Source organism: Rhodanobacter denitrificans, from assembly GCF_003335105.1.
Lineage (GTDB): Bacteria > Pseudomonadota > Gammaproteobacteria > Xanthomonadales > Rhodanobacteraceae > Rhodanobacter > Rhodanobacter denitrificans_A.
The window spans coordinates 148,634-173,363 of sequence record NZ_QFWQ01000003.1 but is presented as its reverse complement, the minus strand read 5'-3'; the positions used below and the strand labels follow the sequence as shown (position 1 = coordinate 173,363).

Annotated in this window: 22 protein-coding genes and 1 tRNA gene; 15 read left to right on the top strand and 8 right to left on the bottom strand. The window is 68.1% G+C overall.

Annotated features, from left to right (window positions below):
- Positions 1 to 452: 452 nt before the first annotated feature.
- Complete coding sequence (locus tag DEO45_RS03075) at positions 453 to 3,119, top strand: TonB-dependent receptor plug domain-containing protein (protein WP_114340846.1); 2,667 nt, start codon at positions 453 to 455, stop codon at positions 3,117 to 3,119.
- A 159-nt stretch (positions 3,120 to 3,278) separates the two neighbouring features.
- On the opposite strand, the gene DEO45_RS03070 is transcribed toward DEO45_RS03075, so the two are convergent.
- From DEO45_RS03070 to DEO45_RS03060, 3 genes are all read right to left on the bottom strand, one after another.
- Positions 3,279 to 4,262, bottom strand: coding sequence for an urea transporter (locus DEO45_RS03070; RefSeq protein ID WP_189339668.1), 984 nt, complete (start codon positions 4,260 to 4,262; stop codon positions 3,279 to 3,281).
- 55 nt (positions 4,263 to 4,317) lie between these two features.
- Positions 4,318 to 5,508, bottom strand: coding sequence for a cation:proton antiporter (locus tag DEO45_RS03065; RefSeq protein WP_114340844.1), 1,191 nt, complete (start codon positions 5,506 to 5,508; stop codon positions 4,318 to 4,320).
- A gap of 80 nt (positions 5,509 to 5,588) precedes the next feature.
- Positions 5,589 to 7,052: an MFS transporter gene (locus tag DEO45_RS03060; protein WP_114340843.1), complete on the bottom strand. Its 1,464-nt coding sequence runs from the start codon at positions 7,050 to 7,052 to the stop codon at positions 5,589 to 5,591.
- A 183-nt stretch (positions 7,053 to 7,235) separates the two neighbouring features.
- Between DEO45_RS03060 and rnk the strand changes: the two genes are divergently transcribed.
- Positions 7,236 to 7,643, top strand: coding sequence for a nucleoside diphosphate kinase regulator (gene rnk, locus DEO45_RS03055; RefSeq protein ID WP_114340842.1), 408 nt, complete (start codon positions 7,236 to 7,238; stop codon positions 7,641 to 7,643).
- A gap of 4 nt (positions 7,644 to 7,647) precedes the next feature.
- Here rnk and DEO45_RS03050 read toward each other — a convergent pair whose 3' ends face one another.
- Complete coding sequence (locus DEO45_RS03050) at positions 7,648 to 8,268, bottom strand: phosphatase PAP2 family protein (RefSeq protein ID WP_223250766.1); 621 nt, start codon at positions 8,266 to 8,268, stop codon at positions 7,648 to 7,650.
- Between the two features lie 123 nt (positions 8,269 to 8,391).
- Here DEO45_RS03050 and ligA point away from each other — a divergent pair, with 123 nt between their 5' ends.
- From ligA to gloA2, 3 genes are read left to right on the top strand one after another with little or no spacing between them, the layout of a single operon-like run.
- Positions 8,392 to 10,818, top strand: coding sequence for an NAD-dependent DNA ligase LigA (ligA, locus tag DEO45_RS03045; protein WP_114340841.1), 2,427 nt, complete (start codon positions 8,392 to 8,394; stop codon positions 10,816 to 10,818).
- On the top strand, positions 10,818 to 11,774 hold the full coding sequence (epmA, locus tag DEO45_RS03040) for an EF-P lysine aminoacylase EpmA (RefSeq protein ID WP_114340840.1): 957 nt from the start codon (positions 10,818 to 10,820) through the stop codon (positions 11,772 to 11,774). Before ligA ends, epmA begins: the two co-directional genes overlap by 1 nt.
- A 2-nt stretch (positions 11,775 to 11,776) precedes the next feature.
- Positions 11,777 to 12,172, top strand: a complete 396-nt coding sequence (gene gloA2 / locus DEO45_RS03035) for an SMU1112c/YaeR family gloxylase I-like metalloprotein (protein ID WP_114340839.1) — start codon at positions 11,777 to 11,779, stop codon at positions 12,170 to 12,172.
- A gap of 44 nt (positions 12,173 to 12,216) precedes the next feature.
- Here gloA2 and aqpZ read toward each other — a convergent pair whose 3' ends face one another.
- On the bottom strand, positions 12,217 to 12,948 hold the full coding sequence (gene aqpZ / locus DEO45_RS03030) for an aquaporin Z (RefSeq protein WP_114340838.1): 732 nt from the start codon (positions 12,946 to 12,948) through the stop codon (positions 12,217 to 12,219).
- A gap of 268 nt (positions 12,949 to 13,216) precedes the next feature.
- Between aqpZ and DEO45_RS03025 the strand changes: the two genes are divergently transcribed.
- Positions 13,217 to 14,554 carry an MFS transporter gene (locus tag DEO45_RS03025; RefSeq protein WP_114340837.1) on the top strand — a complete coding sequence of 446 codons (1,338 nt, stop codon included), beginning with the start codon at positions 13,217 to 13,219 and terminating at the stop codon, positions 14,552 to 14,554.
- On the opposite strand, the gene DEO45_RS03020 is transcribed toward DEO45_RS03025, so the two are convergent.
- A complete protein-coding gene (locus DEO45_RS03020) occupies positions 14,551 to 15,237 on the bottom strand; it encodes a DUF2461 domain-containing protein (protein ID WP_114340836.1) in 687 nt (228 codons plus the stop codon). The two genes, DEO45_RS03025 and DEO45_RS03020, sit on opposite strands and share 4 nt — an antisense overlap.
- 80 nt (positions 15,238 to 15,317) lie before the next feature.
- Complete coding sequence (gene sbcB, locus DEO45_RS03015; protein ID WP_114341297.1) at positions 15,318 to 16,772, bottom strand: exodeoxyribonuclease I; 1,455 nt, start codon at positions 16,770 to 16,772, stop codon at positions 15,318 to 15,320.
- A 57-nt stretch (positions 16,773 to 16,829) separates the two neighbouring features.
- On the opposite strand from sbcB, the gene orn reads away from it, so the two are divergent.
- The 4 genes from orn (at position 16,830) to DEO45_RS02995 (ending at position 20,777) form a co-directional block, all read left to right on the top strand.
- Positions 16,830 to 17,396 carry an oligoribonuclease gene (gene orn / locus DEO45_RS03010; RefSeq protein WP_114340835.1) on the top strand — a complete coding sequence of 189 codons (567 nt, stop codon included), beginning with the start codon at positions 16,830 to 16,832 and terminating at the stop codon, positions 17,394 to 17,396.
- Between the two features lie 27 nt (positions 17,397 to 17,423).
- Positions 17,424 to 18,338, top strand: coding sequence for a dihydropteroate synthase (gene folP, locus DEO45_RS03005; protein ID WP_114340834.1), 915 nt, complete (start codon positions 17,424 to 17,426; stop codon positions 18,336 to 18,338).
- A 50-nt stretch (positions 18,339 to 18,388) separates the two neighbouring features.
- Entirely contained in the window at positions 18,389 to 19,741 is a 1,353-nt protein-coding gene (gene glmM / locus DEO45_RS03000; protein WP_114340833.1) for a phosphoglucosamine mutase, read from the top strand.
- A 100-nt stretch (positions 19,742 to 19,841) separates the two neighbouring features.
- Complete coding sequence (locus DEO45_RS02995; protein WP_114340832.1) at positions 19,842 to 20,777, top strand: isopenicillin N synthase family dioxygenase; 936 nt, start codon at positions 19,842 to 19,844, stop codon at positions 20,775 to 20,777.
- Positions 20,778 to 21,072: 295 nt separating this feature from the next.
- Here DEO45_RS02995 and DEO45_RS02985 read toward each other — a convergent pair whose 3' ends face one another.
- Positions 21,073 to 21,882 (bottom strand): SDR family NAD(P)-dependent oxidoreductase, encoded by an 810-nt coding sequence (locus DEO45_RS02985; protein WP_114340831.1) that lies wholly within the window; start codon positions 21,880 to 21,882, stop codon positions 21,073 to 21,075.
- Between the two features lie 125 nt (positions 21,883 to 22,007).
- On the opposite strand from DEO45_RS02985, the gene tpiA reads away from it, so the two are divergent.
- From tpiA to DEO45_RS02960, 5 genes are all read left to right on the top strand, one after another.
- Positions 22,008 to 22,775 carry a triose-phosphate isomerase gene (tpiA, locus tag DEO45_RS02980; RefSeq protein WP_114340830.1) on the top strand — a complete coding sequence of 256 codons (768 nt, stop codon included), beginning with the start codon at positions 22,008 to 22,010 and terminating at the stop codon, positions 22,773 to 22,775.
- A 7-nt stretch (positions 22,776 to 22,782) separates the two neighbouring features.
- Complete coding sequence (gene secG, locus DEO45_RS02975) at positions 22,783 to 23,244, top strand: preprotein translocase subunit SecG (RefSeq protein ID WP_114340829.1); 462 nt, start codon at positions 22,783 to 22,785, stop codon at positions 23,242 to 23,244.
- Between the two features lie 11 nt (positions 23,245 to 23,255).
- Positions 23,256 to 23,340, top strand: a tRNA-Leu gene (locus tag DEO45_RS02970).
- Between the two features lie 148 nt (positions 23,341 to 23,488).
- The gene (locus DEO45_RS02965; protein WP_223250765.1) at positions 23,489 to 23,842 is read left to right on the top strand and encodes a hypothetical protein; all 354 of its coding nucleotides are present in this window, start codon (positions 23,489 to 23,491) and stop codon (positions 23,840 to 23,842) included.
- 178 nt (positions 23,843 to 24,020) lie between these two features.
- On the top strand, positions 24,021 to 24,674 hold the full coding sequence (locus tag DEO45_RS02960) for a response regulator (RefSeq protein WP_114340828.1): 654 nt from the start codon (positions 24,021 to 24,023) through the stop codon (positions 24,672 to 24,674).
- The last annotated feature ends 56 nt before the right edge of the window (positions 24,675 to 24,730 follow it).

The following is a 24,730-nucleotide window of genomic DNA, read 5'->3' as shown; positions in this document are numbered from 1 at the left end:
CCGGCGGCGCCAGCGCGGACAGCGTAGCGCCGCCGGACCCGGCGCGTCGAAGCGGCATTCAGCCGCGCCCGCCGGGAATCTCGACCGGGCCGGCGCCGGCGCCGTGCTTTTCAGCAGCCATGCCAGTACCCGCGGCGTCGCCATCGCGGTGGGCAGCGACATCGCCACGATGATTGCGTGGATGCGAAGGACGGTTGATTGTCGCCAAACGCATGGACTCGGTGAGCCATCGAATTTGGCCATCGCCCAAACAAAGCGCCGCCGGGTGTTTTGTCTCTCCACTACTCCCGCAAGTTTTCACGCATCCGCACGATATTCCGGTTTGCTCCGCCCGCACCATGTTGCTTTTGCGAATGGAGCTCATCGAAACCGTGGCGAGTCTTTTCCGGCGGGTCGAGCAGGAGTAGGTTGCGATGCTGGGGCCAATGGGGCTAATTCAAGGGGAGGAACAGATGCCTAAACAAACAGGTGTCAACGTGGTGCTTTTGCGCGCGGTGCGCACGGCACTTGCCGCCGCTGCACTGGTGGCGTGGTCGGCGCAGGCGCAGGAACCGGGTGCGGTGGATGGGGGAGGGCAGTCCACCAGCGGCCAGACAACCAATGCGCAGGGGAAGAGCAACGCCGCAAACAGCAAGACAACCACCAACCTGCAGGAGGTGGTGGTGACCGGCACGCACCGGGCCGGACTGTCGCCGACCGCATCCATTTCGCCGATCGACGCGTTCAGCGGCAAGCAGATCGCGGAGCAGCCTTCGGCGGACCTGACCGACACGCTGACCAGCATCGTGCCGTCGCTGACCACCCAGCGCTTCCCGATCGCCGACGGCACGGCGTTCGTGCGGCCGGTGTCGCTGCGCAACCTGTCGCCCGACCAGACTCTGGTGCTGGTCGACGGCGTGCGCTTCCATCGTTCGGCGCTGGTCAACCTGCAGATCGATCCGCTCGGCACCTTCAACCAGGGCGCGCAGGCGGTCGACTTCTCGGTGTTCCCGTCCAACGCGATCGAGCGCGTCGAAGTGCTGCGTGACGGCGCCTCGGTGCTCTACGGCTCGGACGCGATCGCCGGCGTGGTCAACGTGATCCTGAAGAAGGCGCCGAAGGGCGTGACGGTCAGCGCGGAACTGGGCAAGTACGACAAGGGCGACGGCGAGCTGCGGCGCTACGACGCCGATGCAGGGTTCCGGCTCGGCACCGACGGCTTCGTGCACGTGAGCGCCGAGCGCGAAACCACCGACCCCACCTCGCGCGGCGTTCCGCAGCATGCTGCGGCAGCCGTGGCGGGGGTGGTAGGCGCGAACCTGGTGCCGTACAACGGCCTTGGCCAGCGCTGGGGCGACCCGCAGACCAAGACGAACAAGCTGTTCGTCAACGCGGGCCTGCCGCTGGCCGACGACGTGCAGCTCTACGGCTACGGCAACTTCATGGACAAGAAGGTACTGTCCAGCTTCTTTTACCGCACCCCGGTGCTGCCGCCGCAGGACGGCATCTCCGGCCGTTCCACCCTGGTCAGCTACGCCAACGGCACCCTGACGCCGGCGAACGCACCGCAGTCGCTGGTGGACAGCATCACCGCCGGCGGTGGCAACCCGGCGAACTACCTCACGGCCAATGCGGCCAGCCCGAGTGGCTGGGAGCTGCTCAACCCGATCTACAAGCTGTTCCCCGGCGGCTACAGCCCGATGTTCGGCGCCGACATCGCCGACCACCAGCTGGTCGGCGGCGTGCGTGGCGGTGGGCAGAGCAACTTCCAGTGGGATGCGCACTACCGCACCGGCAGCAACGAGGTCGACTACCGGTTGCAGGGCTCGATCAACCCGAGCCTGGGCAGCCTTTCACCCACGAGTTTCCATCCCGGCAAGCTGACCCAGCGCGAGCAGGGCGCCGGTGCGGATTTCGTCCGTTCGTTCGACAACTCGCCGCTCACGCTCGCCTTCGGCGCGCAGTGGCGCCAGGAAACCTACATCATCCACCAGGGCGACGCCGGTTCGATCCAGGTGGGGCCGACCGCGTCGGTGTTCGGCGTGGGCTCGGACGCCTTCCAGGGCTTTCCGAGCAATGCGGCCGGACGGTTCACGCAGAACAGCGACTCCGCCTACTTCGATGCCGAGACGAACCTCACCGACAAGTGGTCGGGCGCCGCGGCGGTGCGCTACGAGCATGCGAACGGCTACGGCTCCAAGGTGGTGTACAAGGTGTCCAGCCGCTACGCGTTCACCGACACGTTCGCGCTGCGCGGCACGTTCAACACTGGCTTCCGCACGCCGACCCCGGGCCAGGCGAACACGCTCAACGTCACCACCACGGCGAACGCCCAGGGTGGCCTGATCCCCAGCGGCACTTATCCGGTGAACAATCCGGTGGCGCGCGCGCTCGGCTCGACACCGCTGCAGACCGAAACGTCGAAGAGCCTGTCCGTCGGTGCCGTCTGGACGCCGATCGACAACATCACCACGACCCTGGATTACTACCGGATCAGGATCGACAACCGCATCGGCCTGGTCAGCAAGACCATTACCCAGGCCACCGTCGACCAGCTCGCCGCCGGCGGCTACCCGAACGCGCCACTGCTGCTCGGCAGCGATGCCAGCTACTTCGGCAATGCGTTCGGCTCCCATGTCAGCGGCATCGACTTCGTGGTCGACACGCGGCACCACCTGGGCGATGGCACGCTCAACGTCGACTTCCGCTACAACCGCAACAAGCAGGACGTGGTCAAGGTCAAGCCGAACACGCTCAACAACGATTTCGTGTATGACCTCGAACACCAGGTGCCAAAGACCCGCTCCGTGCTGAGCTTCGACTACGGGTGGCACCAGTTCGACGCCATCGCGCGGGTCAATCACTACGGCGGCTGGAGTACCACGGTCGGCTTGTTCGGCAGCAACAATCCGCCGGACGACGTGAACCACTACAGCGGCAAGACGTTGCTGGACTTGGAGGCGCGCTACAAGTTCAACGACACCTTCTCGGTAGCTGTCGGCGGCAACAACGTCTTCGACACCTACCCCGGCAAGGAACAGAACGCCACGTTGCAGTACCTCGGCGTCAAGTACGCGCTCACCTCGCCGTTCGGCTTCAACGGTGCCTTCTGGTACGCGCGGGTGACGGCCAGCTTCTGACCGCAGCTTTCGCCGGTCCGGAGCGGGTGGAGTTCACCCGGATCCCGCGGCAGTCGATCCTGCCGGCCCGTCCAGGCAAAACGCTCCGCAAGGGGCGTTTTGTCTTTCAGCGATCCGTCGTCTCCCGGGCGCGCGGCCACGGCGACCACGGAGCCGGGCTCACTGGCCCGCATCCGTCCCCAGTCCGCGCCACGCCAGCAGGAACAGCCACGTGGTCAGCACGAACGGAAAGGTGAGCGCGGGGATGCCCAGCGTGCCGGCGAACGTGGCCGTCGCGCCCTGCACGATGACCGTGAACAGCGTGGCGGCGGCACCGTAGAGCAGGCTGCGTGGACCGGGTTTCAGGAACACGCAGCCGATCGCCGGGGCGGTCAGTACTGCCGAGTAGCTCCACAGGCCGTGGGCGACCACGTTCGCGTCCGCGCCCATTGCCAGGGCGCAGGCCGTGGCGGCTGCCGCGCCGAAGGCGGCGAGGGCGGCGCACCAGCGCGATTCGACGGCGAGCGCGAGCAGGAAGATGGCGCCGGAGACGGGGTTGTCGACGAAGAATACCTGCGCCACGCCGCGCAACGCGGCGCGGATGAATGCATCGATGCTGGCCAGGCCGCCGCCGGCGCTTGCCTGCGACGCCAGTTCCGCGGGCGGCAGCGCGGCGATCGGCAGGCCGGGAAGCCGGTAGGCCGCCAGCAGCACCAGCCAGGTGGTCAGTACGAAGGGGAAGGTGAGGCCGGGCAGTTTCCGGGCGTCGAACCAGCGGCCGATCGCCAGCGTGACCACGGTCGAACCCGCAGCGGCGAACACCAGCAACAGCCACATCAGCGGCGTGTGGGCGAGGAAGGTGGGGATGCCGGCGCCGACCAGCAGGCCGTTGAATCCGCACAGCCCGCGGCGCAGCGCGGCACGGTCCGCGCGCAGCGGATAGGCGGCCGCGGTCGAGACCAGGTTGCCGACGACCGCGCCGATCGCGACCGCGAGCGTGGTGCCGCCGGCGAAGGCGCCCCAGCACAGGGCGACGAAGTTCAGCAGGCCAGTCAGCGGGTTGTCCATGAAGATGACCTGCCCGCTGCCGCGCAGCGCGGCGTCGAGCCAGGCCAGCAGCGGGTGGCGACCAGCGAGCCGCGCCCAGCCGGACGCCGCGCTCACGGGCGCCGCGCCGTTGCCGGTCATGTCCGCCCTGCCTGCCCTGATGTCGCCGGCATCATGCGGACGACTGCTCGCCCTGCGGCGCGCGCCGCAGCAGCCAGGCCAGCACCGGCGGCGTCACCATCGCGGTGAGCAGCGACATCGCCACGATGATCGCGTAGATCCGATTGTCGAACACGCCGGCGGCCAGCCCCAGGGTGGCGACCACGATGCCGACTTCGCCGCGCGGCACCATGCCGAAGCCGATGATGGTGGCACTGCGCGTGCCCAGCGTGAGCGAGCCGAGCCAGCCGCCGACCAGCTTGGAGACGATCGCGATCGCGGTGACCACGGCCAGCATCCACAGCGCGTCGGCACCGGCCAGCTCGTGCAGGTCGACCTTGCTGCCGGTGACCACGAAGAAGAACGGGGTGAGCAGGGCCAGCAGCGGCTGGGTCTGCTTTTCCAGGGTGTGCTGCTGGCGCGTTTCCGAGGCGATCATGCCGGCCAGGAACGCGCCGATGATCGCGGCCAGGCCGAACCGGGTGGACAGCCAGGCCAGGCCCAGGCACAGTGCCAGCACGATCATCAGCGGCGAATGCGGGCCCAGCGGCTTGTCCAGCCAGGCGGAGTTCCAGCGCATCACCCGCGCACCGCCCCAGCCGATGACCGCGATGAAGCCGATCGCGCCGGCCAGCACCACCAGCAGGTGCAAGGCGTCGACGCTGCCGCCGCCCTGCAGCGACACCACCACGCCGAGCAGCAGCATGGCCAGGATGTCGTCGATCACCGCGGCGCCCAGGATCACCTTGCTTTCGATGCGCTGCAGTGCGTTCAGCTCCTGCAGCACGCGCGCGGTGATGCCGGCCGAGGTGGCCACGAACGCGGCCGCGACGAACAGCGAGCGGTCCCAGTCGAAGCCGTTGCCGTGGGCCCACACGCTGCCCATGCCGAACGGCACCAGCACGCCGACCACGCCGACCACGAACGCCACCTTGCCGACTTTCTTCAGATCTTCCAGCCGCGTTTCCAGGCCCACCGCGAACAGCAGCAGGATCACGCCGATCTCGGCCAGCACGTCGAGCGGGGTGCCGGTGGCGATCTGCTCCGGGGTGATCCAGCCGAGCAGGGAAGGGCCGATCGCGCAGCCGGCGGCGATCTCGCCGACCACGCCGGGCAGCCTCAGCCGCTGCGCGATCTCGCTGCCGATCTGGGCGGCGACGAACACGACGAACAGGGTGAACAGGATGTCGCTGGCGTGGTGCATGCGTCGCGGGTCCGGGCTTGCGGCAAGGCCTGCATGCTACATGCAGGCGTCCGTGCCTGTGCCATGAAGGACGCGCGGAATCAGGGCGGCGGCGCGTTGCTGACGGGGGCGGCACGGTCGGGCCGCAGCCGGCCGAACACGCGGCTGGCCGCGGCGGTGATCAGCGCCAGCAGCAGTACCGTCCAGCGGAACGCCACCACGTAATCCTCGTGCACATGGCCCTGCAGCAGCGCCTGCATCAGCAAGGTGGACAACGCGATGCCGAAGCTCATCGCCAGGTACTGCGCGGTCGAGGCCATCGAGGAGACCATCGAGGCGTGCCGGATGTCCACGTCGACGTAGATCAGCGTGTTCATGGTGGTGTACTGCAGGCCCGCGAAGGCGCCGTAGCAGAAGGTGAGCGTCGCGATCAGCCACACCGGCGAGCCCGGACCGAGCATGGCGAACATCGCCAGCAGCACGGCCACGATCAGCGTGTTGCCGATCAGCAGGCGGCGGTAGCCGTAGTGGACCAGCGCACGGTGCACCACCCACTTGGCCGTGATCGAGCCCAGCGCCTGCGGCACCATCATCAGGCCGGCCATCAGCGGGGACCAGTCGCAGCCGATCTGCAGGAACAGCATCAGCAGCAGGAACATGCCGGAGATGCCGAGCCGGGTGAAGATGCCGCCGGCCAGCGACACCCACACGCTGCGCACCCTGAGCAGACCGAGGTCCGCCACCGGGTGTGCGGTGCGCCGGCTGTGCCAGACGTAGAGCGCGCCGAGCAGCACGGCCGCCAGGGTGTACAGGCCCATGCCCGACCACGGCACCGGGCTGCCGCCAGCCAGTTCCGAGGCGGTCAGCAGCAGCGCGGAGGCGGCCGCGAACAGCAGGAAGCCGGACAGGTCGAAGCGGTTGGCATGGTCGAGCCGGTAGTCGGGCATGTCGCGCTGGTTCATCCACACGCCGGCGATCGCCACCGGCACGTTGATCAGGAAGATCAGCCGCCACGAGGTGAACTCCACGATCGCGCCGCCCAGCAGCGGCCCCAGCACCGAACCGAGCAGGCCGAACGTGGCCACCGTGCTCATCGCCCGCACGAACTCGTGCTTGTCGATACTGCGCACCAGCACGTAGCGGCCCACCGGCATCAGCGCGGCGCCGCCGACGCCCTGCACCACGCGCGCGGCGACCAGCTGCGGCAGTGTCTGCGCGATACCGCAAAGCAACGAGCCCACGCCGAACACGACGATTGCCGCACCGAACACCCGCCGCGTGCCGAAGCGGTCGCACAGCCACGGGCTGGCCGGAATCAGGATCGCCAGGGTCAGCACGTAGCTGGTCAGCGCGGTGCGCATGCCGAGCGGAGTCACCGCGAGCGCCGCGGCCATCGCCGGCACCGCGGTATTGACCACGGTGGAGTCCAGCGCCTGCATGAAGAACGCGGCGGCGACCAGCCATAGCAGGCCGCGGTAGCGTTCGCGCGAGGACACATCGGAACCTGCCACGGGCAGGACGGAGGCGGGGACGGCTTCGGGAAGCGCTGAGGCTTGGACAGGCATTGTCGGCTATGATACCGGCGCAAAGGCTTGATTTTCGGCGACAGTATCCGCAGAGTTGGCCTTGTTTCATCCGCCGGTCATACCCATCTCGGGCATCGCGGCCATCGACAACCACACGCCGGGGCGACTTCGTTCCGGCGTGTGCTTTTGTGCGGCAGGAGCCGCGAGTATCAGGAAAAGCTCATGAGCAAGCCAACGATCACTGTTTCCCGCATCGACATGGAGCGCATCGAAGCGCTGCTGGAGCGTCTGCCGACCGCCGAGGCGGCCAAACTCGATGCGCTGCGTGCGGAACTGGATCGTGCCGACGTGCTCGAGCCGGCGGCGATGCCACCACATATCGTGACGATGAACTCCATCGTCACCTTCCAGGACGAGAGCAACGGCGAGCAACTGACCCTGACCCTGGTCTACCCCGCGGCCGCGGGTGCGCCGGGCACCGTATCCATCCTGGCGCCGGTGGGCAGCGCCCTGCTCGGACTGGCGCGCGGCCAGCAGATCGACTGGCCCACGCCGGACGGCCGCAAGCGCCGCCTGAAGGTGCTGGAAATCGCCTACCAGCCGGAGGCGGCGGGGCACTACCACCGCTGAGCCGTCAGGGCTTGAAGTGGTGCACGAAACCCACCTGGAAACCGCCCGGCAACCAGCTCACGATCAGTGGTGACTGGCGGTGTGCGGCCCACAGGCCGACCCCGGCGCCGATCGCTGCGCCAGCCAGCACGTCGCTCTGCCAGTGGCCGCGGGTCTTGACCCGGGCCACGGCGTCGTAGGCCGGCAGCAGGGCCAGTGCGTAGACGGCCGGATGGTCGTTGCCGTAGGCGACGATGAACGGCGTCACCGCCGCCGTGATGGCGGTCACCTCGCCGCTGGGGAAGCTCTGGGCGTGCCAGCCGCGGAAGAAGCGGTCGGGGTTGTCGGTCTGCGAGGGGCGTTCGCGCTGGAAGGTGTGTTTCAGCACCTCGGCGCCGGCGCCGGAGATCACCATGGCGTCGACCGAGCGCCAGAACGTGTTGCCGAGCTTGTCGTCGCTGCCAAACGCCAGTGCGCCAATGCCTACGGTGGCGATCGTGCCGTACATCAGCGCATTCTGGTCGCGGCGATTCCAGATGCCGCTGTTGTCGTAGTGCACCCGATGGTCGATGCCGAGCGGGCCGCCGCCGGCCATCGCGCTGCCGGAAGCGACCGTGGCGGCCAGGAATGCCAGATATCGGTTCATGCGCATGATCATGCCCCCACCTCAGCCCTGCCAAGGGGACGCTATACCCGCCAGCTTTCGGTTCCCTTACTTCGCGACCGGCATCCCGGCTGTCGCTAAACTGGGCGCAGCCAGGAGACCTGCATGACCGGACACCCAGTTCCCGCCGAGGCCACCGCCCTCGCCGCCCGCCTGCGGGCACGGATCGAGCAGGCCAATTACCGCTACCACGTGCTCGACGACCCGGAGATCACCGACGCCGAGTACGACCGGCTGATGCGCGAACTGGAGGGGCTGGAGGCCGAATACCCCGCGCTGGCCTCGCCCGATTCGCCCACGCGCAAGGTCGGCGCCCGGGCGCAGGGCGGCTTTGCCGAGGTGCGCCATGCGATCCCGATGCTGTCGCTGGGCAACGCGTTCGAACAGGATGGCGACACCGAGCGCGAGCGCTTCCGCGAGGTGGCCGAGTTCGAGCGGCGCATCGAGCAGACGCTGAAGCGGCGCGAGCCGGTCTTTTCGGTTGAGCCGAAACTGGACGGCCTGGCGATCAGCCTGCGCTACGAACACGGCGTGTTCGTGCAGGGCGCCACCCGCGGCGATGGCGAGACCGGCGAGGACGTGACCGCCAACCTGCGCACGGTGCGGGCCATTCCGTTGCGCCTGCGCAGCGGAAAAAACGAGGATGGTTCGTTGAAATTGCGCAGCAAGGGCTGGCCCGACGTGCTGGAAGTGCGCGGCGAGGTGATCATGCTGCACAAGGACTTCGAGGCGTTCAACGAGTACGCCCGCAAGCATGGCGAGAAGCCGCTGGCGAATCCGCGCAATGGAGCCGCCGGCTCGCTGCGCCAGCTCGACCCGGCGGTCACCGCGAAGCGGCGCCTGAGTTTCTTCGCCTACGCGATCGGCGTGGTCGAGGGCGGCGAGCTGCCGCCGACGCATTCGGCCACGCTGCGGCAGCTGCGCGAATGGGGCTTCCCGGTGTCGCCGGAAGTGGACACGGCGCGCGGCTTCGACGGCTTGATCGCCTACTACCGCCGCATCGGCGGCAAGCGCGACAGCCTGCCGTACGACATCGACGGCGTGGTCTACAAGCTGGACGACTACGCCGGCCAGCGCGAGATGGGCTTCGTCTCGCGCGCGCCGCGCTGGGCCATTGCGCACAAGTTCCCGGCGCAGGAGCAGACCACCACCGTCGAGGCGATCGAAATCCAGATCGGTCGTACCGGCGCCGCCACGCCGGTGGCGCGGCTGGCGCCGGTGCAGGTGGCCGGCGTCACCGTCACCAACGCCACCCTGCACAACGCCGACCAGGTGGCGCGGCTGGACGTGCGCGTGGGCGACAGCGTGATCGTGCGCCGCGCCGGCGACGTGATCCCGGAGGTGGTGCGCGTGATGCCCGAGCTGCGGCCGCCGCACACGCGTCCCTGGCACATGCCTGCGTGCTGCCCGGTGTGCGGCTCCGAACTGCTGCGCGAGGAGGGCGCCGCGGCATGGCGCTGCTCCGGCGGACTGATCTGCGCCGCGCAGCGCAAGGAGGCGCTGATCCACTTCGCCTCGCGCCGCGCCATGGACATCGAGGGCCTGGGCGAACGCTTCGCCGAGGCGCTGGTGGAACTCGACATCGTGCATTCGCCGGCCGATCTGTATGGCTTGAACGTGGACGATTTCGTCGAGATGAAGCGCCGCATCGACGAGCGCGACGGGACTACGCCGGAAACCGTCAAAGCCGGCAAGGTGGCGACCAGGTGGGCGGAGAACCTGGTGGCCGGGATCGAGGCCAGCAGGCGCACCACGCTGGCGCGCTTCCTGTTCGCGCTGGGCATCATGCACATCGGCGAGAGCACGGCGAAGACGCTGGCGGCCTGGCTCGGTCGGCTCGATTTCGTGCGCAGCATGCCTGCCGCCGTGCTGCGCGTGCTGCCGGACGTCGGCGGCGAGGTGGCCACTTCGATCGCCGGCTTCTTCGCGCAGGCGGGCAACGAGCGGGTGGTCGACGCGCTGCTCGAAGCCGGCATCGCGTTCAGCGACGAGGGCACGCCCTCGCCACTGCTGCGCGAGCGCCTGGACCTTGGCGTGCTGCTGGGCATGGCCCATATCAACAAGCTCGGCCCCAGGAGCTGCACGTTGCTGGCGCAACATTTCCCCACGCTCGACCAGTTGCTGGCTGGCGGATCGGTGCACTGGATCACCGCCGGCGTGCCGCAGGCGGCGGCGACCAGCCTGCAAAACCACCTGGCCGACCCGGCCATGCTGGCCGAGCTGCGCGAGGCCGAGGCAGCGATGCAGCGCCTACTCGAGGCGATACCGCGTACGGCCAAGGCCGCTTCGGCACCGCTGGCAGGGCAGACCTTCGTGCTCACCGGCACGCTGGCCTCGCTCGGCCGCGACGAGGCGAAGGACCGGCTCGAAGCGCTTGGCGCCAAGGTGTCCGGCTCGGTGTCGAAGAAGACCAGCGTGGTGGTCGCCGGCGAAGCCGCCGGCTCCAAGCTGGACAAGGCGCAGGAACTGGGCGTACCGGTGTGGGACGAGGCGCAGTTGCTGGCGCTGCTGGGCGAGCACGAGGCCGGTTGATGGGTGTCGAACCGCTCGCCGCCCTGCAACTGCGCGCACGGCTGTACGCGCTGCTGCGCGCGTACTTCGCCGAGCGCCAGGTGCTGGAGGTGGAGACGCCGATCCTCTCGGCGGCCGGCAACACCGAGCCGAACATCGAGAGCTTCAGCACGCGCTTCAGCGGCCACGTCGACGCCGGCGCGCGCGAGCGCTGGCTGCGCACCTCGCCGGAATATCCGCTGAAGCGGCTGCTTGCGGCCGGCATCGGCGACTGCTACGAGCTGGGCCGGGTGTTCCGCAACGGCGAGGCGGGAGGGCGGCACAATCCCGAATTCACCATGCTGGAGTGGTACCGCGTCGGCTGGGACCATCGCCGGTTGATGCAGGAAACCATCGAACTGGTCGAGGCGGCGCTGGCGATGACGGGGCGGCGCGCGGAGGTGCTGGTGACGAGCTACCGGCAGCTGTTCCTCGACGAATTGGGGATCGATCCGGTGCATGCCGCCATCGACGAACTGCGCGTGCCCATGGCCGGATCCGGCATCGACCCGGCAGGCCTCGGCCACGACGACTGGCTGGACCTGCTGATCACGCACAAGCTGCAGCCGGCATTCCCGCGCGACCGCATCACGGTGATCCACGACTACCCGGCCAGCCAGTGCGCCCTGGCGAAAATCCGCCCCGGCGAGCCGCCGCTGGCCGAGCGTTTCGAGCTTTACCTGGGCCGCTACGAACTGGCCAACGGCTACCACGAGTTGAACGATGCAGCCGAGCAGCGCGCGCGCTTCGAGCGCGACAACGCCCGCCGCCGCGAACGCGGCCTGCGCGAGGTCCCGCTGGACGAGCGCCTGCTTGGCGTGCTCGACGCGCTGCCCGATTGCGCCGGCGTGGCGCTGGGCGTGGAACGCCTGCTGATGTGCCTGGCCGACACCGACGCGATTGCCGACGTGCTGGCGTATTCCTTCTCGGAAGCTTGAGCATGGCCGAGCCCCTGTTGCGAGGCATCCACCATGTTGCCCTGATCTGCTCGGACTATCCGCGCTCGAAGGCGTTCTACAGCGGAGTGTTGGGCCTGCGCATCGTGCGCGAGGTCTACCGCGAGGCGCGCGATTCCTGGAAGTGCGACCTGGAAGTCAGCCCCGGCGTGCAGCTGGAGCTGTTCTCCTTTCCCGGTGCGCCGCCGCGCCCTTCCTGGCCGGAGGCGCAGGGGCTGCGCCATCTCGCATTCGCCGTGGCCGACGTGGATGCGGCAAGGGCCGCGCTGACGGCGCGTGGCGTCGCCTGCGAACCGGTGCGGGTGGACGAGCACACCAGCCGCCGCTTCGTTTTCTTTGCCGATCCGGACGGATTGCCGATCGAGCTTTACGAGGCGTAGGCGAGGTCACGCCACGCGGCAGGCCGCGTGGCGTGCATGTTTGGTCAGGTCCGGTCGCCCTTGATGTCGGGCTGCGCGGGGCGATCGCTCCACAGGTAGCGGTAGATCAGCCCGCCGACGATGCCACCGACGATCGGCATCACCCAGAAAAACCACAGCTGTTCCACCGCCCAGCCGCCCTGGAAAAAGGCTACGCCGGTGGAGCGTGCCGGGTTCACCGAGGTGTTGGTGACCGGGATGCTGATCAGGTGGATCAGGGTCAGGGCGAGGCCGATCGCGATGCCGGCGAAGCCCACCGGCGCGCTCCGGTGGGTGGCGCCCATGATGATGAAGATGAAGAAGCCGGTCATCACGATCTCGCACACCGCGGCTGCAGCCATCGAGTAGCCGCCCGGCGAATGCGCGCCGAAACCGTTCGAGGCGAAGCCGCCGCCCACGGGATCGAAGCCCGTCTTGCCCGAGGCGATCATGTACAGCACCGCGCCGGCCACCAGGCCGCCGATCACCTGCGCGACGATGTAGGGAATCACTTCCTTCAGCGGAAAGCGGCCGCCGGCGGCCAGGCCGCAGGTCACCGCCGGGTTGATGTGGCAGCCTGAGATGTGGCCGATGGCGTAGCACATCGTCAGCAGGGTGAGGCCGAAGGCCAGCGCCACGCCGGCGAAGCCGATGCCCAGTTCCGGAAATCCCGCGGCCAGCACGGCGCTGCCGCAGCCACCGAGTACCAGCCAGAACGTGCCGAAGAATTCGGCGGCCATGCGTTTGCCTAGGTTCATGGAAGACTCCTTCCCGATTGCGTGATAGGACACGAGCGTCGCGGCGTGCGACGCATGCCGGATGACTGGCCTGAGGCCAGGGTCGAACGACGTTTCCTCTTCCCCTGAAAACGGCGCCGGACGGGGCGCCCGCAGGCTGGACGGTCCGCCCGTGTGGCCCGGCATTCCCGCCGGGCAGGGCGAGCATAGGGGATGCGGGCGACGTCGCGAAGTGCCGCGTACTGAGCTATGTTGCGGAATTCTTTCCGCATCGGACCGCGGTTCCCCCATGAGCGAAGCCACGACATTGGCGATACCGGAGGTGACGGGCGGGGCAGCGCGCCGGCTGGACCGCCGCGATGCCCGCACCCTGCTGCTGTCCGCATTGGGCGGCGCGCTGGAGTTCTACGATTTCGTGGTGTTCGTGTTCTTCGCGATCCCCCTGAGCCATCTGTTCTTCCCGCCCGGCACGGTGCCTTGGCTGGCCCAGTTGCAGGTGTTCGGCATCTTCGCCGCGGGTTACCTGGCGCGGCCGCTGGGCGGCATCGTGATGGCGCATTACGGCGACAAGCGGGGGCGCAAGCGGATGTTCACGCTCAGCGTGTTCCTGATGGCGGTGCCGACCCTGGCCATCGGCCTGCTGCCGGTGTATGCGCAGGTCGGCGTGCTGGCGCCGCTGCTGTTGCTGCTGCTGCGCGTGGTGCAGGGCATCGCGGTGGGCGGCGAGGTGCCGGGCGCGTGGGTGTTCGTGGCCGAACACGTGCCGCCGCAGCGGATCGGCTTTGCCTGCGCCAGCCTTACCTCGGGGCTCACCGTGGGCATCCTGATCGGCTCGCTGGTGGCTGCGGCGATCAACGGCCGGATGAGCCCGGCCGAGGTGCTCGACCATGGCTGGCGGCTGCCGTTCCTGGTCGGCGGCGTGTTCGGTTTCTTCGCGGTGTGGCTGCGCCGCTGGCTCAGCGAGACGCCGGTGTTCGAGGCGATGCATGCGCGCAGGGAACTGGCCAGCGGCCTGCCGCTGCGCCAGGTGTTCGAGCGGCATCTGCCGGGGGTACTGCTGTCGGTGCTGGTGACCTGGATGCTCACCGCGGCGATCCTGGTAATCATCCTGATGACGCCGTTGATCGTGCAGTCGGCATTTCATGTCACGCCGGCGCGGGCGTTCCTCGGCAGCAATCTGGCCTCGTTTGCGCTGGCGCTGGGCTGTCTGGGCTACGGCTGGCTGGCCGACCGGATCGGCTACGCCCGCGCGTTGCTGTTCGGTGCGCTCGGACTGCTGCTGTGCAGCTATGCGTTGTACCTCGACCTGCGCTCCGGTGCCGCGCACTTCCTGGTGCTATATCCGCTGGCCGGGCTGGCAGTCGGCGTGACCGGCGTGGTGCCGGCGCTGATGGTGACGGCGTTTCCGCCGGCGGTGCGTTTCTCCGGGTTGTCGTTCTCGTACAACATCGCCTATGCGCTGTTCGGCGGATTGACGCCGCCGCTGATCAGCCTGCTGGTGAAACGGTTCGGCGTGCTGGCGCCCGCGCATTACGTGGCATTTGCCGCGGTGATCGGGATGGCCGTTGCCGCGCGCTCGCTGGCCGCGCGCAGCCGGATTCATCCCGCTCCTACATCAGTTGCCTAGAACTCCAGCTCCTGCGCGGCGCACAGGTAGTCGACCAGCGGTGCGACGCGCCTGAACGTGTTGACCGTCCATGGCAGCAGTTCGTCCGAGCAGGCCAGCTCCTCGCTGAGCGGCGTGGTGGCGACGAAGTCCTTGCGTTTGAGGTCGTCGATCAGCTCATGCGTGGGGTCGTAACCGCGCGGCGGGCGGATCAGCGATTCGCCACCCAGTTGCAGGTGGTCGCGGAACGCCTTGCCCTGGGTTGCCCGCTTCCACGCGGCCGGGTTGTCGACCAGGAACTCGCGGATGTGCTTCAGCGCATCCGGCTCCGGGTGCCACATGCCGCCGCCGGCGAAGCATTCGCCTGGCTCGATGTGCAGGTAGAACCCGGGCGCCTGGATCTCGTGCCGGCGTTCGTGGAAGAAGCGCGAACCCTGCCACGACTTGTACGGCAGCTTGTTGTTGGAGTAGCGGGTGTCGCGGTAGATGCGGTACAGCGAACCGCCGTTCTTGCGCGGATCGGCGCGGTAGTGCGCGCTGATCTTTGCCAGCGGCGCCTGCAGGTCGGCGATCAGCCGCAGGAACGGCTCGCGCACGTGGCGCTCGTAGTCGTCCTTGTGCGCGTGGAACCATTCGCGGTTGTTGTTGCGCCCGACGGCGCGCAGGAAGCGGAAGGTGGCGGGGGTGAAATAGCTCTGGGCCATGGCGGGTTGTCGAAGGACTCGGTAGGGCGGGCAGTGCCCGCCGGATTTTCGGAATGCCGTGGGGGCGGGTGGTGCCCGCCTTATGTGGAGGGATGATTGTCGATGCCGGTAGCGAGTCGTTCGCCCCAAACCTGCAGCTGATCGAGCAGGGCCAGCTTGTCGCGGGCCTGCGGATCGCGGCGCAGTTCGTCGAGGCGGGCGAAGTAGTCGTCCAGGGTGAGTCCGGTCAGCGGCGTGTGCCGGGTGAGGCGCGCCTGGCGGAAGCTTTCCCAGCGCGCGTGTTCCCCGGCATCCAGCGTTTCTGGCCAGTTGCGCGCGCGGTAGCGGAACAGCAGCTCGGGATAGCGTGGATCGCGAAAGGGGAACCCGCGGGTGCCCAGCTCGTGCGGCGGCGTGGCGCGCACCTGGGCCAGCAGGCGCTTGTCGGCGTCGGGCAGGAAGCCGCCGCCGTACAGGGCCAGTTCGGGATCCTCCGGCGGCGGCAGTTCGGCCGCGCGCTGGAACACGCGGCGCAGTTTTTCCGCCAGCCCGTCGACGGCATGCAGCGCGTCGCGGTGCGCCTGGCAGCGCGTCAGGTCCAGCTGCAGGCGATCCAGGTCCACGCCCTGCAGCACCGACAGCGGCGCCAGCGCCGGGGCGTGATTGGCGCGCACGGTGCGCAGCGGGATGCGCTCGACATCCTCGGGCAGGTCGGCGCGCGCGGTGAAGATGCGGTCGGCGATCTCGTCCTCGTCCAGCGCCAGCCATGCGGCGGGATCGGTGGCCAGGTCGTACACGATCACTTCGCCGGGTCGGCTCGGGTGCGGTGCCAGTGGTGCGATCACGGCCAGGCAATGGCGACCGGCCGGATAGCGAGAGGAAACGTGCACCAGCGGCGTCATGTTCACCACGTCGAGCAGCTCGAACACCTTCTGCTTGCGCCGCAGGGCGTAGTACCAGTCCCACAGCCGTGGCTGGCGCACGCGGATCAGCCGGGCCAGCTCAATCAGCGCATGGACGTCCGACAGCGCGTCGTGGGCGCGCTCCTGGGTGAGTCCGTTCGCGCTGGCCAGATGTTCCAGTTTGAAGCTGGGCGAGCCGTCCTCCCGGGCCGGCCAGACGATGCCTTCGGGCCGCAGCGCCTGGCACATGCGCACCAGGTCGATCAGGTCCCAGCGTGAATTGCCGTTCTCCCACTCGCGGCCGTACGGCTCGTAGAAGTTGCGGTAAAGCATCTGGCGGGTGAATTCGTCGTCAAAGCGCAGCGAGTTGTAGCCCACGCCGCAGGTGCCTGGCGCGGCCAGCTGCTCGTGCACGCGGGCGGCGAATTCGGCTTCGCCGAGCCCTTCACGCTCGGCCAGCTGCGGGGTGATGCCGGTGATCAGGCAGGCATCGGGATGGGGCGGCATCTCCAGCGGCGGCTTGCCGTAGAACATCACCGGCTCGTCGACGATTTCCAGTTCCGGGGTGGTGCGGATGCCGGCGAACTGCAGCGGGCGGTCGCGTCGCGGGTCGGCGCCGGAGGTTTCGTAGTCGTGCCAGAAAAAAGTCTGCATGGCGCGGATCATCGCATGCGGGCAAGGCTGATAAACTCCGGCGCACAAGGAGAGCCCATGAGCCAAGCCCACGAAGACAACCTGATCTGGATCGATCTGGAGATGACCGGCCTTGACACCGACAACGACTCGATTCTGGAGATCGCCACGATTGTCACCGACAAGGAACTGAACGTGCTGGCCGACGGGCCGGTGTTCGCGGTCCGCCACGAGATCGACCGGCTGGAGTCGATGGACAGCTGGAACTCCAACCAGCACCATAAGTCGGGCTTGTGGCGGCAGGTGCTGATCTCGGAGACCGACCACGCGATGGCTGAGCAGGCCACCGTGGATTTCCTGCGCGCGTGGGTGCCGCCGGGCAAGTCGCCGATGTGCGGCAACTCGATCTGCCAGGACCGCCGCTTCCTGCACCGGCAGATGCCGCGGCTGGAGCGCTACTTCCACTACCGCAATCTCGATGTCTCCACGCTCAAGGAGCTGGCCCGGCGCTGGGCGCCGGAGATCGCCAGGAGCGTCGGCAAGGAATCGGCGCATACCGCGCTGTCGGACATCCGCGACTCGATCGCCGAACTGCGCCACTATCGCCGCTTCATGGGCGAGCTGGGCGGCCGGATCGAAGCCTGAACGCCGCTTCCGGACATTGACGAGGCCATGAGCATGTCGAACGATCCGTTTGCGCCGGTGCTGGATTGTGCCGGGCGTCCGTTGCGGCTCGATCGCGCGCGGGTGGTCGGCATCCTCAACGTCACCCCCGATTCGTTCTCCGACGGCGGCACGCACGACAGCGTCGATGCGGCCGTGGCGCACGGTCTGCGCCTGGCGGAGGAGGGCGCCGACATGATCGACGTCGGCGGCGAGTCGACCCGCCCCGGCGCGGCCGACGTGCCGGTCGAGGAAGAATTGCGCCGGGTGCTGCCGGTGATCGAGCAGCTGGTCGCGCGCACCACGCTGCCGATCGCGATCGACACCTCCAAGCCCGAGGTGATGCGTGCGGCGGTGGCCGCCGGCGCCGGCATGATCAACGACGTGTACGCGCTGCGCCGCGACGGCGCCATGGAGGCCGCGGCCGAACTGGGCGTGCCGCTGTGCCTGATGCACATGCAGGGCGAGCCGCGCAGCATGCAGGCCGAGCCGCACTACGAAGACGTGGTCGGCGAAGTGCACCGCTTCCTCGCCGACCGGCTGTTCGCCTGCGAGCTGGCCGGGATCGACCGGCGCAAGGTGCTGGTCGATCCGGGCTTCGGCTTCGGCAAGACGCTGCAGCACAACCTGGCGCTGCTGTGCGCGCTGGAACGCTTCGCCGACCTCGGCAGCGGCGCATACATCGGCTTGTCGCGCAAGGCGATGATCGGCGAGATGACCGGCCGCACAGTGCCGGCCGGACGCGCCGCCGGTTCGGTGGCGGCGGCGCTGATCGCCGTGCAGCGCGGCGCCCGCATGGTGCGCGTGCACGACGTGGCCGCCACCGTCGATGCGCTGGCGGTATGGCGGGCGGTGCATGCGGTCGATGCCGTGCCGCGGCGTGCCGACAAACCGGCCATGCCGCGCTGGCCGGACGACGACTGAGCTGCACCTTCATCTTTTCCTTCCCCCTCATCATCGCCATCAGGCAGCCCATGACCCAGCGCAAGTATTTCGGCACCGACGGCATCCGCGGACTGGTCGGCCAATGGCCGATCAGCGCGGACTTCATGCTGAAGCTCGGGCGCGCCGTCGGCAGCGTGCTGGCGCGTGACGGCAACAAGCGACCGAAGGTGCTGATCGGCAAGGACACCCGTATCTCGGGCTACATGTTCGAGGCCGCGCTGGAATCGGGTCTGGTCGCGGCCGGTGCCGACGTGGGCCTGCTCGGCCCGATGCCGACGCCGGCGGTGGCCTACCTGACCCGCTCGATGCGCGCGCAGACCGGCATCGTCATCAGCGCCTCGCACAACCCGCACCACGACAACGGCATCAAGTTCTTCTCCGCCGACGGCGAGAAGCTGTCCGACGAGGTCGAGCTGGCGATCGAGCAGGAGGTCGACGCCGCGTTCGCCACGGTACCGTCCGAACGGCTCGGCAAGGCGCGCAGGATTGACGATGCAGTGGCCCGTTACGCGGAGTACTGCAAGTCCACCGTGGCCGAGGATTTCAGCCTGCACGGGCTTCGGCTGGTGCTGGACTGCGCCCACGGCGCGACCTACCAGGTGGCGCCGAAGGTGTTTGCCGAGCTGGGCGCCGAGGTGGTGGCCATCGGCGACAAGCCGGACGGCTTCAACATCAACCGCGAGGTCGGCTCGACCCATCCGCAGGCCTTGCAGCGGGCGGTGCTGGAGCACGGCGCCGACATCGGCATCGCGTTCGACGGCGACGGCGACCGCGTGCAACTGGTCGACCGGCACGGTGCGCTGGCCGACGGTGACGACATCCTCTACGTGCTGGCGCGCAGCTGGCATGCGCAGGGTACGCTGCACGGACCGGTGGTCGGTACCCTGATGAGCAACTACGGCCTGCAACTGGCGCTGGCCGGACTCGACGTGCCGCTGATCCGCGCCAACGTGGGCGACCGCTACGTGCTGCAGCAGCTGAAGGAGCATCGCGGCATGCTCGGCGGCGAAACCTCCGGCCACATCCTGTGCCTGGACCGTGCCACCACCGGCGACGGCATCATTGCCGCGCTGGCCGTGCTGGAAGCGCTGGCGCGCTCCGGTGAGGATCTGGCCGCGGCACGGCAGGGCCTGCAGAAGATGCCCCAGGTGATGCTCAACGTACGTGCCGACGGCGCCCGCGAGGCCTTGTCCAGCAGCGAGGTGAAGCAGGCACAGGCCGAGGTGGAGCAGATCCTGCACGGCCGCGGCCGGGTGGTGTTGCGCGCCTCCGGTACCGAGCCGCTGGTGCGCGTCACGATCGAGGGCGCCGACGAAGCGGAAGTGCGGCAGTTGGCGGAGAAGCTCGCCGGGACTGTAAAATCCGCAGCCGAACGATCGTGAACCTGTAGCTGTACCGGGTCGCCATGGATTGGCCCGACGTGCCCCGCCCCATGCGGTGGCGGATGAACCGACCGCACGCCCAACCCGGTGACTACAGCCCATGAAGAATGTTCCCACCCTCGACATCCGCCGTTACGACACCGACCGGGACGCTTTCGTCGCCGAGATCGGCGCGGCCTACCGCGAATTCGGTTTCTGCTGCATCAGCGGCCATGGCATCGCGAGCGAGCTGATCGACGGCGCGTACGACGTGTTCCGGCGCTTCTTCGCGCTGCCCACCGAAACCAAGATGAAGTACCACGTCGCCGGTGCCGGCGGTGCGCGCGGCTATACCCCGTTCAAGGTGGAAACCGCCAAGGACAGCCAGTACGCCGACCTCAAGGAGTTCTGGCACATCGGCCGCGAGATCCCGCGCGATTCGAAATTCGCCGACGTGATGCCGCCGAACATCTGGCCCGCCGAGGTGCCGGACTTCAGGCAGTACGGCTACGGCCTGTACCAGGCGCTGGACCAGCTCGGCACCCGCGTGCTGCGCGCGCTGGCCCTGCACATCGGCGAGTTGGAGAACTTCTTCGAGGACAAGACCGACGTCGGCAACTCGATCCTGCGGCCGATCCACTACCCGCCGATCACGGAGGAGAACATCCCGAACGTGCGCGCCGGTGCACACGAGGACATCAACTTCATCACCCTGCTGGTCGGCGCCAGCGCGGAAGGGCTGGAAGTGCTCACCCGCGAAGGCAAGTGGCTGCCGATCACCACCGAGGGCGACGCCATCGTGGTGAACATCGGCGACATGCTGCAGAGGCTCTCCAACCATGTGTTCCCGTCCACCACGCACCGCGTGGTCAACCCGGGGAACGAGAACGCGCGCAAGCCGCGCTATTCCGTGCCGTTCTTCCTGCATCCGAATCCGGACGTGGTGCTGGATCCGCTGGATTCGTGCGTCACCGCGGACAACCCGCGCCGCTACGACAGCTCGATCACCTCGCACGAGTACCTGCTGCAGCGGCTGCGCGAGATCAAACTGATCTGAGACCGGGCCCAGCGCTTCGGCCAGGTTGCGATGCGGCGGCAGCACGATGTTGCCGTCGGGCATAGGCTGACGGAAGAAGCTGGCGCCGCGTCTTCGGGCAGGTGGGGAATTGAGTTACAGCACGGCGGCGTAGCGGCAATGAGTCGGCATGCGGTTCGACCGCGCCGATCACCTGCACACAGGTGTGGTTTAGCCGGGTGCCGGCTTCGGTCTGCTCGATTGGCGCATCCGGGGCGGGAGCAGGGTGGAGGCTGTGGCGAGATCGTGCAACGCTAGCGAGGGCGGCAGTGGTCGGCTAGATCTGGGTATTCCGATAGCGCTTTGATTCACGCGCCGAAAGCCACAGCGCCAGCTGGTCCGGCAGCAGTTGCACCATCGTCTTGATGGCCCGGTTGACCCGGCCGGGGATGTACACGGCATCGCCGCGCTCGACCGCCGCAATGCCCTGGCGCACCACCTCTTCCGCACTCAGCCACATGAACCCGGGCAGCTTGTTCATCTTGTCGCGGGTGCGGGTGACGTCGTGGAATTCCGACCAGGTGAAACCGGGGCACAGCGCGCAGACATTCACTCCGGCCGTTCGGTTCTCCAGCGCGAGCGACTGCGAGAACTTGATCAGGTAGGCCTTGCTGGCGGCGTACAGGGTGTGCCCGGCCGGGCCGGGAACGTGTCCGGCCAGCGAGGCGACGTTGATGATGCGGCCGTGGCCACGCTGGCGCATACCGGGCAGCAACCGCCAGGCCAGTTCGGTCGGCGCGGTAAGCAGCACCTGCAGGAAGTCCGCATGCGTCGCCCAGTCGTTGGCGACGAAGGTGCCCGGCACGCCATAGCCTGCATTGTTGATCAGCCAGTCTACCTGCAGGCCGCGCCGGTGCAGCTCGTCGCACAGCGTCCGCGGCGTGGCCGGGTCGACCAGGTCGTACGGCAGTACGGTGACCTGTGTGACGTGTTGTTCACGGAGTTCGGCGGCCAGCGCTTCCAGCCGGTCGGCGCGCCGTGCGGTCAGCACCAGGTCATGGCCGAGTGCGGCGAGTTGCCGGGCAAACGCCGCGCCAATGCCGGACGAACCACCGGTGACCAGGCTGAGCGGACGGGAGGCAGTCATGCGTAGCTCCTTCGGACCAGCCATCATTCTTCACCGCGCCGGCGGATCGACGCCAGTGGTCCGTCGGTTTGCCCATCCGGGAGGCCCTCGGTAAGCTTGCCGTTTGACCGCAGCGGAAGCAGCCCATGCGCAAGAGACTCGTCGCCGGCAACTGGAAAATGCACGGCAGCCGATCGATGGCCAAATCCCTGGTGAGCGACATCGCCGCCGGCATGCCTGATGGCGTCGAGGTGGCAGTCTTTCCACCGTTTCCCTATGTGGCCGAGCTGGCCTGGCAGCATGCCGACTCCGGCGTGGGCATCGGCGCGCAGGACGTCAGCGAGCACGAGGGGCAGGGCGCGTATACCGGCGAAGTCTCCGCTGCCATGCTCGCCGATGTCGGCGCGCAGTGGGTGCTGGTCGGCCATTCCGAACGCCGCCAATACCACGGCGAGAGCGACGGGTTGGTGGCGCGCAAGTTCGCCGCGGCCCGTGCCGGCGGCCTGACCCCGATCCTCTGCGTGGGCGAGACGCTGGAGCAGCGCCAGGCGGGCGAGACCGAAGCGGTCATCGCGCGACAGCTGCAGGCTGTGCTGGCGCTCAACGGCGTGGCCAGCTTTGATACGGCGGTGATCGCCTACGAGCCGGTCTGGGCCATCGGTACCGGCCTTACCGCCAGCCCGGAGCAGGCGCAGCAGGTGCACGCCTTCATTCGTAGCCAACTGGAAAAAGAAGATGTTATGATTGCCCGTCTGACCCGACTGCTTTACGGCGGCAGCGTCAAGGCGGCCAATGCCGCGGAATTGTTCGCGCAGGCGGACGTGGATGGAGGGCTGATCGGCGGGGCCTCCCTGGCCGCATCCGACTTCCTTGGAATCTGCGCCGCGGCGCATCAGGCGCCACAGGCTCGATAGAAACCTTATGTTCGTCATTTTCAGCGTGTTCTACATCCTGATTGCAGCGGCGATGATCGTGCTGATCCTGCTGCAGAACGGCGCGGGTGCCGATGCCGGTTCCGGCTTCGGTGGTGGCGCGTCGGCCACGGTGTTCGGCGCACGTGGCTCGGCCACGTTCCTGACCCGCGCGACCGGCATCCTGGCTGGCCTGTTCTTCCTGCTCAGCCTCGGCATGGGCATCTACCTGCACAGCAATGGCGCGCCGCACACCAATGCGGAAGATCTCGGCGTGATGGGCGCGCTGGCCGACAAGCATCCCGCCGCTGCCAAGCCGACACCGGCCGCACCGACGACCGGCTCGGAAGTCCCGGCAGCCCCGGCCGCAACCAACAACGCCGTCCCGGCCGCACAGCCGGCGGCAACCCCCGCTCCGACCCAGGGTCAGGGCGAGGTGCCGGCAGCCCCCGCGCCGCCGGCCAAGCACTGAGCAATACACCTGCCCAGGTGGCGGAACTGGTAGACGCACTACCTTGAGGTGGTAGCGCCGCAAGGCGTGGGGGTTCGAGTCCCCCCTTGGGCACCATACATACGCAGCTTCGATGGATTCCGCCGAAGTTGCCGGAAACAAAAGAACCGCCTTCGGGCGGTTCTTTTGTTTCCGTGTATTCGCTGGCTCAGGGCGGCGGGTCGTACTGGTATGGCGCGGTGATTTCCGTACACGAGCTGTAGGCATGAGCCGACATATCGGTCGCCCTGCCCGTGGCACCTTGGAGCGGATGAGGGAGTGTTGGATCGACGGCACGTTCGGCATTGCCGATCTGTCCACGATAAGGGTGAGGGCCGCTGCCATGGTGACTATTTCGCTGAAGCAAACGGCCGCAGGCAGTTGGAGCGTCTGCCGCTGTAACGTCAAGCTGTTCGGTGACCTGCAGTTGGGGCCGGCGATCAAACTGGCCAGGGAAGTGGCTCGCGACGAGCATCGGCGCTTGGCGCGTCAGGTTTGTGTCGAGATGCCGGGGCCGGTTTCCACGATCGTGCTGGCGCGTTACGCCGGCGGGCTGCCGGACGTGGGGCAGGCAGCCTGACTTTCGTGCGGGTTGGCCCGCGGCATCCCATCATTACGCGGATGCCGGCGGCGGTTGCGGGTCGTCGACGATGCTTCATGGGGCCAGCCGCATCGTCTCGTGCACGGAAGTGCCGAATTGGTTGCAATGGGGCGCTGTGCGGCCTAATTTCATGCAGCCCAACCAGGGAGGGCGTCAAGTGATCAACGTGGTTCTGGTGGACGATCATGAGCTGGTTCGCACCGGCTTCCGGATGATCCTGCAGCAACAGGCCGATATCAATGTCGCCGGCGAGGCAGGCAGCGCCGAAGAGGGCCTGCACCTGATCCGCACGCTGGCGCCGGACATCGCGCTGGTGGATGTGCACATGCCCGGCATGAGCGGCATCGAGCTCACCGAGCGCGTATGCCGGTCGAAGATGTCCACGCACATCGTCATCGTGACGGTGGTCGACGATGCGCGGTTTCCCAAGCGGCTGCTCGATGCCGGTGCGCTCGGCTACCTGACCAAGGGCTGCAGCGCCGGCGAGCTGGTTTCGGCGGTGCGCCAGGTGGCCGGCGGGCGCCGCTACCTCGCTCCGGCCGTGGCCCAGCAACTGGCGCTGGCTACGCTTGACGGCAGCGCCTCGCCGTTCGACGTGCTGTCCAGCCGCGAACTGGAGGTGGCGATGATGCTGGTGCGCGGCAAGCCGCTGACCATCATCGGCGAGCAACTCAACCTCAGCCCGAAGACGGTGTCCACCTACAAGCAGCGGCTGATGGAAAAGCTGCAGGTGGATCACGTGCTGAGCCTTGCGCACTTGATGACCGTGCATGGGTTGATCGATACGCCGAACCATCACGTCGGCAACTGATCCCGGGCGGCATGGCAGGCGGGAGGTACGGCCTGAGGCGAAAAAAAACCGGACGT